Raw genomic sequence first — 9,395 nt, 5'->3', positions numbered from 1 at the left:
GGCGTCCTCGGCCGGCCGCGCCTCGCGCGCCGTCCGGTCCGCCGCGGCCACCACGTCGGCGAGCTGGTCCGGCCGTACGGCGGCCCGCGACACCACGCCCACCCGGTCGCCCACGATCGAGATCACGGTCAGCCGCGAGGAGCGGGCCACGCCGTTCGTGGTGAGTGTGTTGCCGGCGAAGCGCAGGTTGGCGGTGGAGCCGTCGTCGGCGAGCACCACGCAGCCGTCGCCCGTGGAGAGCTCCAGAGCCCGCTCCACCATCTCCTGCGGAGACGTCCCCCCTGCGCGCGGAGACGGCGACCCGCCGCTCGGGATGCGCTCGCTCACTTTCCACCCTCCTGCACCGTGTTGAGGATCCGGACGCCCCTGAACAGGGCGGACGGGCAGCCGTGGCTGACCGGGGCGACCTGGCCGGGCTGGCCCTTGCCGCAGTTGAAGGCGCCGCCCAGCACGTAGGTCCGCGGGCCGCCGACGGCCTCCATGGACCGCCAGAAGTCCGTCGTGGTCGCCTGATAGGCGAAGTCGCGCACCTGCCCGGCGAGCCGGCCGCCGGAGATGCGGTAGGCGCGCTGCCCGGTGAACTGGAAGTTGTAGCGCTGCATGTCGATGGACCAGCTCTTGTCGCCGACGATGTAGAGGCCCCGCTCGACGCGCGAGATCAGCTCCTCGGTGGACGGGCCGCCCGGCGCGGCGGCGAGGGAGACGTTCGCCATGCGCTGGATCGGCATGTGCCCGGGGGAGTCGGCGAACGCGCACCCGTTGGACCGCCCGAACCCCTTCATCAACGCCATCCGCCGGTCGAGCTGGTAGCCCACCAGGATCCCGTCGCGGACGATGTCGAACGACTGGCCCCGCACGCCCTCGTCGTCGAAGCCGATCGTGGCCAGCCCGTGCTCGACGGTGCGGTCGCCGGTCACGTTCATCAGGGGCGAGCCGTACACGAGCTCCCCGAGCTGATCGAACGTGGCGAAGCTGGTGCCCGCGTAGGCCGCCTCGTAGCCCAGCGCCCGGTCCAGCTCGGTGGCGTGGCCGATCGACTCGTGGATGGTCAGCCACAGGTTGGACGGGTGGATCACCAGGTCGTGGTCGCCCGCCTCGACCGACGGCGCCGCCAGCTTCTCCGCCAGCAGCTCCGGCAGCTCGCCCAGCTCGGCCGCCCAGTCCCAGCCGGTGCCCGTCAGGTACTCGTAGCCGCGGCCCACCGGCGGCGCGATCGTCGACATGTCGTCGAAGCCGCCGTCCGCGGCCTTCATGGCGTTGAGCTTGGGATGGACCCGGACCCGCTGCTGGGTGGTGACCGTGCCCGCCGTGTCGGCGTAGAACTTCTGCTCCTTGACCTGCAGGAGCCGGGCCGAGACGTGGTCGGAGCCCTTCAGCAGGCCGGCCGACCAGTCGGCCAGGAGCGCCACCTTGTCGGCCGACGGCACCGAGAACGGGTCGACCTCGTACGCGGAGACCCACGTCCCCTCGCGGTGCACCGGCTCGGGGGCCAGCTCGATCGGCTCGCGGTTGATGGGCGCGCTCACCTCCGCCACCCGCACCGCCTGCTCCGCCACGGTCACGGCGGCCTCCGGCGTGAGATGGATGCCCGAGGCGAACCCCCACGTGCCGCCCTTGACGACGCGCACCGCGTAGCCCAGGTCGTCGGCGTCCATCGCGCCTTCGAGCCGGGTGTCGTAGAGGGACAGGGTCTCCGCCCTGACCCGTTCGAGACGGAAGTCGGCGTGCTCGGCACCGAGGTCGCGAGCGCGTTGCAGGGCGGCGTCCGCCAGCTGCCTCAGCGGCAGCTCCAGGAAGTCGGGGTCGATCTGGCGCATGTCCACGATCCTAACCCCGTGATCTTGTACCCCCCGGACAACCGCGTACCGGTCGGTAGGAGATAGCGTCTGGTGCCATGGCACGCTCTGTACTCGTCACCGGTGGCAATCGCGGCATCGGCCTCGCGATCGCCCGAGAACTCGCCGCGGCGGGCGACGCCGTCGCCGTCACCTACCGCTCGGGAGAGCCCCCGGAGGGGCTGTTCGGCGTGCGCTGCGACGTGACCAGCACGGCCGACGTCGAGGCCGCCTTCGACAAGGTGGAGGCCGAGCAGGGGCCGGTCGAGGTGCTGGTGGCCAACGCCGGCATCACCAAGGACACCCTGCTGGCCATGATGAAGGAGGAGACCTTCACCGAGGTCCTCGACGCCAACCTCACCGGCGCCTACCGGGTCGCCAAGCGGGCCATCCGGCCCATGATGAAGCTCAAGCGCGGCCGCGTCATCCTCGTCTCCTCCGTCGTGGCCATGTCCGGCCAGGCCGGCCAGACCAACTACGCGGCCTCCAAGGCCGGCCTGATCGGCTTCGGCCGTTCCATGGCCCGCGAGTACGGCTCGCGCGGCATCACGGTCAACGTGGTCGCCCCCGGATTCGTGGAGACCGACATGACGGCCGGCCTCGACGCCGAGGCCATCGTCAAGAACATCCCGCTCGGCCGGCAGGCGTCGCCGGGCGAGGTCGCGCGCGTCGTCCGCTTCCTGGCGGGCGACGACGCCTCCTACATCACCGGAGCCGTGATCCCGGTCGACGGCGGACTCGGAATGGGGCACTGACGTGGGCATTCTCGACGGCAAGCGGATCCTGGTGACCGGCGTGCTGACCGACGCGTCGATCGCGTTCTCGGTCGCCAGGCTCGCCCAGGAGGAGGGCGCCACGGTGGTGCTCACCGGGTTCGGCCGGCTGAGCCTGGTCGAGCGCATCGCCAAGCGGCTCCCCGAGCCCGCCCCGGTGCTGGAGCTCGACGTGCAGAACACCGAGCACCTCGACTCGCTGGCCGCCCGGGTCGGCGACCACGTCGACGGCCTCGACGGCGTCGTCCACTCGATCGGGTTCGCCCCTCAGACCGCCCTCGGCGGCAACTTCCTCAACACCGCGTGGGAGGACGTCTCGACCGCCCTGCACGTGTCCACCTACTCGTTCAAGTCGCTCGCCGTCGCCTGCCTGCCGCTGATGAAGGAGGGCGGCTCGGTCGTCGGCCTCGACTTCGACGCCTCCAAGGCGTGGCCCGTCTACGACTGGATGGGCGTGGCCAAGGCCGGCCTCGAGTCCGCCTCCCGCTACCTCGCCCGCGACCTCGGCAAGCAGGGCATCCGGGTCAACCTGGTCGCCGCCGGGCCGCTGCGCACCATGGCCGCCAAGTCGATCCCGGGCTTCAAGGAGTTCGAGGACAGCTGGCCGGAGAAGGCCCCGCTCGGCTGGGACCTCTCCGACACGGTGCCGGCGGCCAAGGCGTGCGTCGCGCTGATGTCCGACTGGTTCCCCGCCACGACCGGCGAGATCGTCCACGTCGACGGCGGCGTCCACGCGATCGGCGCCTGACGGGGATGACAAACACCCGTCCTGTACGGCAGGCCCGGGAAGGCGCCACCCGCCAGCCCGTGGCGCGCGGCCTCCGTGTGACGGCCTTCGTGTGACGGCGCCCCCGCCTGGAGCCCTCCGGGGGCGGGGCCTCCGCGCGAGGCCGTCCGGCACGCGCGGCGCCCTTCGTGAGGAGCCGTGCGGGTGGGGCGGCGCCTTCCGATGGGCACGTCCGAGTGCCTCGGGACCTCGTGTGGAGCGGCGCGGCCGTTCCCGGGTGTGAGGTGGGTGGGTCAGGCCAGGCGGTGGCGGCCCGCGTTGGCCGGGAGCGGCTCGAAGGGGATCGACTCCGGCTGTTCGGCGCGCCGGCGCCGCTGCTGCACGACGCGGGTGGCCGCGATGGCCGAGATCAGCAGGGCGATCGTCAGGGCCGTGCCGAGGACGTCGGACGCCGGGCGGCCCGGCCGCACGATCAGGCGGTCGCCCAGCGGGATGGACAGGTCCTTGGCGAGCGGGTTGGGCCAGAGCAGGTCGATGCGCGGCTCGTCGGGATCGGCCGTCGGTTCGGCGGTGACCGGCTCGCCGGTGGGGGTGACGTCCATGATGTGCGGCTCGCTGTCCGGATAGGCGGGCGCGCCGGTGGGGACCACCACCGTCTCCTTCTCGCGCCCGCGCCGGTCGCCCGTGCGGGTGTCGTCGGAGACCGGCGCCGACGCTTCCGGCCCGGGCGTCGCGGGGGCGCCGGTCGCGGCGGGGGCGCAGGCCAGCACCGGGAGGCACACGTTCTCGAGGGCTCGGGGGAGCAGGGCGGTCCTGGAAGGTGTGGGAGCGGGCTCGGCCCCGGCACTGGGACCGGTGGTCGGCGCGGTCTCGCCGACCTCGCCGAGCACCTGGCCCGTGGTGTCGTTGAGACCCTGCGTGGCGGGCTTGAGCCGCTCGCCCGTGACCGAGTCGACCGTGCCGGTGACCTTGCCGACGGCGTCGCACACGGGGTTGGTCACGCCGCCGAGCAGGCCACCGCCCTTCGGGCAGTCACTCGCCAGGGCCGCCGACGAAGGCAGGACGGCCGGGCTCGCCGCCAGCGCCACCGCGAGGACCCCCGCCGAGATCGCGGTCCTGCTCCCCATCAGTCCCCTCCCGCATCGCTTCGAAAGAAATCTTTACGGACATCGCGCGCGAGACGCAGGTGTTTCCCGTCGAAGTCGCGATCTGGTATGGACTAGTGACACGCGAGGCCGACTCTCGTTCGCCGCCGGTACACGTCCGCTGACCCGGCCGCGGCCCTCTCCGGCCCCGCGGCGGTCCGCTCGACGGGCCTTCAGTCGAGGGAGGACACGTCGTCGAGGGCCTCGCGGATCTCCCGGGGCAGGACCACCTCCTCGGCCGACAGCGCGCCGGCGAGCTGGGCGCGGGTGCGGGCGCCGACGATGGCCGAGGCCACGCCCGGCTGGTCGCGCACCCATGACAGGGCCACCGCGAGCGGCGACACGCCGAGCCCGTCGGCCGCCGTCATGACCGACTCGACCACCCGGCGGCTGCGCTCGTCCAGGTAGGGCCGGACGAAGTCGGCGAAGTGCGGCGTGGCGGCGCGCGAGTCGGCCGGGATGCCGGTGCGGTATTTGCCGGTCAGCACCCCGCGGCCCAGCGGCGACCAGGCCAGCACGCCCGCGCCCGCGTGGTGGGCGGCGGGCAGCAGCTCGCGCTCGGGCTCGCGGGCCAGCAGGGAGTATTCGGCCTGGGCGGAGGTGATGGGGACCCGGCCGGGGATCGCCCGCTGGGTGACCGCGGCGGCGGCGAGCTGCCATCCGGTGTAGTCGCAGACGCCCGCGTACACCGCGCGGCCGGAGGAGACGATCGCGTCGAGCGCGGCCAGCGTCTCCTCCAGCGGCACCTCCTCGTCGTAGGTGTGCAGCTGCCACAGGTCGACGTAGTCGAGCCCGAGCCTGGCGAGCGAGGCGTCCACGGCGGCGATCAGGTGACGCCTGGAGGCGTCGCGGGGCCGGCGGCCCAGCGGGGTCACCACCGCCTTGGTGGAGATCACCAGCTCCGAGCGCGGCACCGAGTCGCGCAGCATCCGGCCGAGCAGCCGCTCGGCGTCGCCTCCCGTGTAGACGTCGGCGGTGTCGACGAGCGTGCCGCCCGCGTCGAGGAAGGTGCGGAGCTGGGCCGACGCCTCGTCGGCGTCGGTGTCGCGCCCCCAGGTCATCGTGCCGAGCCCCAGCCGGGACACCGACAGGCCGCTACGGCCGACATAGCGTTGCTGCATGGTCCCGCCAGGTTACCGTCCGGGCCGGTGAAACGCCGTGATCGACGCCTGCGACACTGGGTCCGTGACGACGCTGCTCCTCGCCCGCCACGGGCTCACCGCGCTCACGGGACCGGTGCTGGCCGGGCGCACCCCTGGAGTCCACCTGAGCGACGCGGGGCGCGACCAGGCCGCCGCGCTGGCCGGTCGCATCGCCGCCGTCCGGCTCGACGCCGTCGTCTCCAGCCCGCTGGAACGCTGCGTGGAGACCGCCCAGGCCGTGGCCGGCGCTCGGGGGCTGGAGGTGCGCGCCGACGACCGGTTCGTGGAGTGCGGGTACGGAGGATGGACCGGGCGCCCGCTGAAGGAGCTCGCCCAGGAGCCGCTCTGGCAGGTCGTGCAGGCGCATCCCAGCGCGGCGACATTTCCGGAAGGTGAGTCGCTGGCCGATATGCAGCACCGGGCCGTGGCCGCCGTCAGGGACTGGAACCAGCGCGTCGGGGAGAAGGGTGTCTACCTGGTCTGCAGTCACGGCGACGTCATCAAGGCCATCGTGGCCGACGCTCTGGGGCTCCATCTCGATCATTTTCAGCGGATTACTGCCGATCCGGGCGCTCTCACCGTCATTCGCTATGCCCCCTTGCGTCCCTTTATTCTCAGAGTCAACGATATGGGGGAATTGCGGCTCCCCGAGGATTCGGAGGAGAAAGACGGGGGAGAAAACATCACCGGGAGCGATGCCGCCGTCGGCGGTGGACCCGGGACCACGTAAGGTCAGGCTATGCCGGTCTTCGACTACGACCCACCAGAGAGGTTCGTGGCCGGTGCCCTGGGGCAACCGGGCGCCCGAGCCTTCTTTCTGCAGGCCAGAGCCGAGGGCAGACTGACCACGGTCGCGCTGGAGAAGCTCCAGGTGGCGGCACTGGCGGGCAGGCTCGACGAGCTGCTCGACGAGGTGCTGCGCCGCAGCGGCGGCGCCGCCCACGTGCCGGCCCTCGCGCCCGCCGACCTGACCGACGAGGACCCGCTCGACGTGCCGCTCGCGGAGGACTTCCGGGTGGGCACCATGGCACTGGCGTGGGACCCCGAGACGTCGCAGGTGGTGATAGAGGCGCAGGAGATCATCGACGAGGAGGATCTCGACGCGCCCGAGCCGGCCGTGCTCCGGGTGCGCATCAGCCCCGGGGCCGCGCGGGCGTTCACCCAGCGGGCGCTCCGGCTCGTCTCCGCCGGCCGCCCACCGTGCCCACTGTGCGGGCAGCCGCTCGACGCCGAAGGGCATGTCTGCGTCCGACTGAACGGATACCGCGGGGGTGAGGCGGCTTCATGAGCGCCCCGGAGAGCGAGCCGGCCGTCAGGCCCTCGCAGACGCCGGTCATGGACGACGAGAGGGCGCTCAAGCTGCTCCGTGACGGGCGCCTGGAGGTGGCCGGCCGCCTGGTGGAGGCGACCAACATGACCCTCTACTGCTCCGTCACGCTCAGCGGGCGCAGCGCGGCCTGCGTCTACAAGCCGGTACGCGGGGAGCGCCCGCTCTGGGACTTCCCCGACGGCACCCTCGCCGCCCGCGAGGTGGCGGCGTTCGAGGTGTCCCAGGCGACCGGCTGGCAGATCGTCCCGCCTACGGTCTACCGCGACGGGCCGTTCGGGCCCGGCATGTGCCAGCTGTGGATCGACACCGAGCGCGAGATCGACCTCATGCGGCTGGTGCGCAGCCGCAACCCTGTGGTGCGCCGCATGGCGGTGTTCGACGCCGTCGTCAACAACGCCGACCGCAAGGGTGGCCACCTGCTGCCGCTGCCCACCGGCCACGTCTACGGCGTCGACCACGGCGTCTGCTTCGCCGCCGAGGACAAACTGCGCACCGTCCTGTGGCAGTGGCGCGGCAAGCCGCTCGCCCGCGAGGCGGTCGCGGTGCTGGCCAAGCTGGAGCGCGACCTCGAGTCGGGCTCGCTCGGCCGCAGGCTGCGCGAGCTGCTGACCCTGGCCGAGGTGGAGGCGACCTGGCACCGGGTCAGGCGGCTGCTCGACACCGGTGTCCATCCGTACCCGTCCGAAGACTGGCCTGCCATCCCCTGGCCGCCCATCTGAGCGGGTTTACTAATCTTTGCCGCATGTGCACCGTGATCGTGAAAACCGGGCGGCCGCTCACCCTCATCGGCGTACGCGACGAGTTCGCGGACCGGCCGTGGGAGGGGCCTGGCGAGCATTGGCCCGAACACCCGGGCGTGCTCGGCGGGCGCGACCTCAAGGCGGGCGGCACCTGGCTGGCGGTCAACCCCGCGGCCCGGCGCGTCGCGGCGCTCCTCAACGGGCGGGGCACCCCCGCTCCCGACACCGTCAAAATCTCCCGCGGCGACCTGGCCCTGCGCGCCGTCGCCGCCGGCGACCTGCCCGACGCCGACCTCACCCGCTACGACCCGTTCCACCTGGTGCTCGCCGGCGTGTCGGGAGCGCGGCTGGCCAGCTGGGACGGCGTGCGGCTGACCACCACCGAGCTGCCCGACGGCACCAGCATGATCGTCAACACCGGGCTCGACCCCGCACACCCTCGCGTGGCCGCCCACCGCCACCGGTTCGAGTCCGCCGCCGGGCTGCGCGAGCCGATCACCGACGCGCCGTCCGGCGCCCCGGACGCGCTCATCGTCCGCCACGAGCTGCCCGGAGGCCGTGTCTTCGCCTCGCTGTCGATCATGCGGGTCACGCTGGACGCCGAGGGCGTGACGTACGACTTCACCGACCTGACCGCCGACCGGGACAGATAGGCTCAAAGCTATGAGATCGTGGTCCGCCCCGAACGTCCCCCAACTGCCCGGCGCGAGCGTCCCTCTGCGGCTCCACGACACCGCCGCGCGGCAGGTACGGCAGACCGACCCCGGCCCCACGGCCAGGATCTACGTGTGCGGCATCACGCCCTACGACGCCACCCACCTCGGCCACGCCAACACCTACCTCGCCTTCGACCTGGTCGGCCGGGTCTGGCGTGACAACGGCCACGAGGTGCGCTACACGCAGAACACCACCGACGTCGACGACCCCCTCCTCGAACGCGCCCGGCAGACCGGCGTCGCCTGGCAGGCTCTGGCCGAGCGGGAGATCGAGCTGTTCCGCACCGACATGGAGGCGCTGCGCATCCTGCCGCCGCACGACTACGTGGGCGTCACCGAGGTCGTCGGCCGGGTCGCCGAGCTGATCGTGTCGCTGTCGGCCAAGGGCGTCACGTACGAGCTCGACGGCGACGTCTACTTCAACTCGGCCGACGCGCCCAAGTTCGGCCAGGTGTCCGGCTACGGCGAGCGGCTGATGCTCGAGCTGTTCGCCGAGCGCGGCGGCGACCCCGACCGGCCCGGCAAGCGCCACCCGCTCGACTGGCGGCTGTGGCAGGCCGAACGGCCGGGCGAGCCGTCCTGGGACACGCCGCTGGGCAGGGGGCGGCCGGGCTGGCACATCGAGTGCACCGCGATCGCGCTCGACAGCCTGGGCTCCGGCTTCGACGTGGCCGGCGGCGGCTCGGACCTGATCTTCCCGCACCACGAGTGCGGCGCCTCCGAGGGGCACGCGGCCACCGGCGAGTGGCCGTTCGCCAAGTTCTACACGCACGCCGGCATGGTCGCGCTGGACGGCGAGAAGATGTCGAAGTCCAAGGGCAACCTGGTGTTCGTCTCCAGGCTGCGCGAGGAGCACGACCCGATGGCGGTCCGGCTGGTGCTGCTCGCCCACCACTACCGAGCCGACTGGGAGTACACCCCTGACCAGATGGCGGCGGCGGAGCGCAGGCTCGGCCGCTGGCGCGCGGCGGTGGCGCTCGCGGCGGC

At 72.7% G+C, this 9,395-nt stretch carries 11 protein-coding genes; 7 read left to right on the top strand and 4 right to left on the bottom strand.

All coding sequences use genetic code 11. The annotated features are described in order from the left end of the window. Both DQW85_RS32905 and DQW85_RS32900 read right to left on the bottom strand, forming a co-directional pair. The coding region (locus tag DQW85_RS32905; protein WP_338043431.1) for a PmbA/TldA family metallopeptidase at positions 1-327 on the bottom strand (327 nt) is incomplete at its 3' end. Continuing rightward, positions 324-1,817 carry a TldD/PmbA family protein gene (locus tag DQW85_RS32900; RefSeq protein WP_113703677.1) on the bottom strand — a complete coding sequence of 498 codons (1,494 nt, stop codon included), beginning with the start codon at positions 1,815-1,817 and terminating at the stop codon, positions 324-326. The genes DQW85_RS32905 and DQW85_RS32900, both read right to left, overlap by 4 nt. Positions 1,818-1,894: 77 nt before the next feature. Between DQW85_RS32900 and fabG the strand changes: the two genes are divergently transcribed. Continuing rightward, positions 1,895-2,590, top strand: coding sequence for a 3-oxoacyl-ACP reductase FabG (gene fabG, locus DQW85_RS32895; protein WP_113703676.1), 696 nt, complete (start codon positions 1,895-1,897; stop codon positions 2,588-2,590). 1 nt (position 2,591) lies between these two features. Continuing rightward, positions 2,592-3,356, top strand: a complete 765-nt coding sequence (gene fabI / locus DQW85_RS32890; protein WP_113703675.1) for an enoyl-ACP reductase FabI — start codon at positions 2,592-2,594, stop codon at positions 3,354-3,356. 272 nt (positions 3,357-3,628) lie between these two features. Here fabI and DQW85_RS32885 read toward each other — a convergent pair whose 3' ends face one another. Then, positions 3,629-4,462 carry a hypothetical protein gene (locus DQW85_RS32885; protein WP_113703674.1) on the bottom strand — a complete coding sequence of 278 codons (834 nt, stop codon included), beginning with the start codon at positions 4,460-4,462 and terminating at the stop codon, positions 3,629-3,631. Positions 4,463-4,653: 191 nt separating this feature from the next. Then, complete coding sequence (locus DQW85_RS32880; RefSeq protein WP_113703673.1) at positions 4,654-5,601, bottom strand: aldo/keto reductase; 948 nt, start codon at positions 5,599-5,601, stop codon at positions 4,654-4,656. A gap of 64 nt (positions 5,602-5,665) precedes the next feature. Here DQW85_RS32880 and DQW85_RS32875 point away from each other — a divergent pair, with 64 nt between their 5' ends. From DQW85_RS32875 to mshC, 5 genes are all read left to right on the top strand, one after another. Beyond that, complete coding sequence (locus tag DQW85_RS32875; protein WP_113703678.1) at positions 5,666-6,352, top strand: MSMEG_4193 family putative phosphomutase; 687 nt, start codon at positions 5,666-5,668, stop codon at positions 6,350-6,352. A 9-nt stretch (positions 6,353-6,361) separates the two neighbouring features. Next, positions 6,362-6,910, top strand: a complete 549-nt coding sequence (locus DQW85_RS32870) for a DUF3090 domain-containing protein (RefSeq protein ID WP_113703672.1) — start codon at positions 6,362-6,364, stop codon at positions 6,908-6,910. Then, entirely contained in the window at positions 6,907-7,671 is a 765-nt protein-coding gene (locus DQW85_RS32865) for an SCO1664 family protein (RefSeq protein WP_113703671.1), read from the top strand. Before DQW85_RS32870 ends, DQW85_RS32865 begins: the two co-directional genes overlap by 4 nt. A 23-nt stretch (positions 7,672-7,694) precedes the next feature. Next, entirely contained in the window at positions 7,695-8,345 is a 651-nt protein-coding gene (locus tag DQW85_RS32860; protein WP_113703670.1) for an NRDE family protein, read from the top strand. Positions 8,346-8,355: 10 nt separating this feature from the next. Next, positions 8,356-9,395: cysteine--1-D-myo-inosityl 2-amino-2-deoxy-alpha-D-glucopyranoside ligase (mshC, locus tag DQW85_RS32855; RefSeq protein ID WP_113703669.1), on the top strand; the 1,040-nt coding region annotated here is incomplete at its 3' end.

Source organism: Nonomuraea lactucae, assembly GCF_003313395.1.
Taxonomy (GTDB): domain Bacteria; phylum Actinomycetota; class Actinomycetes; order Streptosporangiales; family Streptosporangiaceae; genus Nonomuraea; species Nonomuraea lactucae.
This window is presented reverse-complemented; position numbering and strand designations above follow the sequence as displayed.

What these genes read in the sequence shown, in the direction of transcription:
- DQW85_RS32900 (WP_113703677.1), bottom strand. Translation starts at nt 1,817, where the DNA reads ATGCGCCAGATCGACCCCGACTTCCTGGAGCTGCCGCTGAGGCAGCTG.
- DQW85_RS32870 (WP_113703672.1), top strand. Translation starts at nt 6,362, where the DNA reads ATGCCGGTCTTCGACTACGACCCACCAGAGAGGTTCGTGGCCGGTGCC.
- DQW85_RS32885 (WP_113703674.1), bottom strand. Translation starts at nt 4,462, where the DNA reads ATGGGGAGCAGGACCGCGATCTCGGCGGGGGTCCTCGCGGTGGCGCTG.
- DQW85_RS32860 (WP_113703670.1), top strand. Translation starts at nt 7,695, where the DNA reads ATGTGCACCGTGATCGTGAAAACCGGGCGGCCGCTCACCCTCATCGGC.
- DQW85_RS32880 (WP_113703673.1), bottom strand. Translation starts at nt 5,601, where the DNA reads ATGCAGCAACGCTATGTCGGCCGTAGCGGCCTGTCGGTGTCCCGGCTG.
- fabG (WP_113703676.1), top strand. Translation starts at nt 1,895, where the DNA reads ATGGCACGCTCTGTACTCGTCACCGGTGGCAATCGCGGCATCGGCCTC.
- DQW85_RS32865 (WP_113703671.1), top strand. Translation starts at nt 6,907, where the DNA reads ATGAGCGCCCCGGAGAGCGAGCCGGCCGTCAGGCCCTCGCAGACGCCG.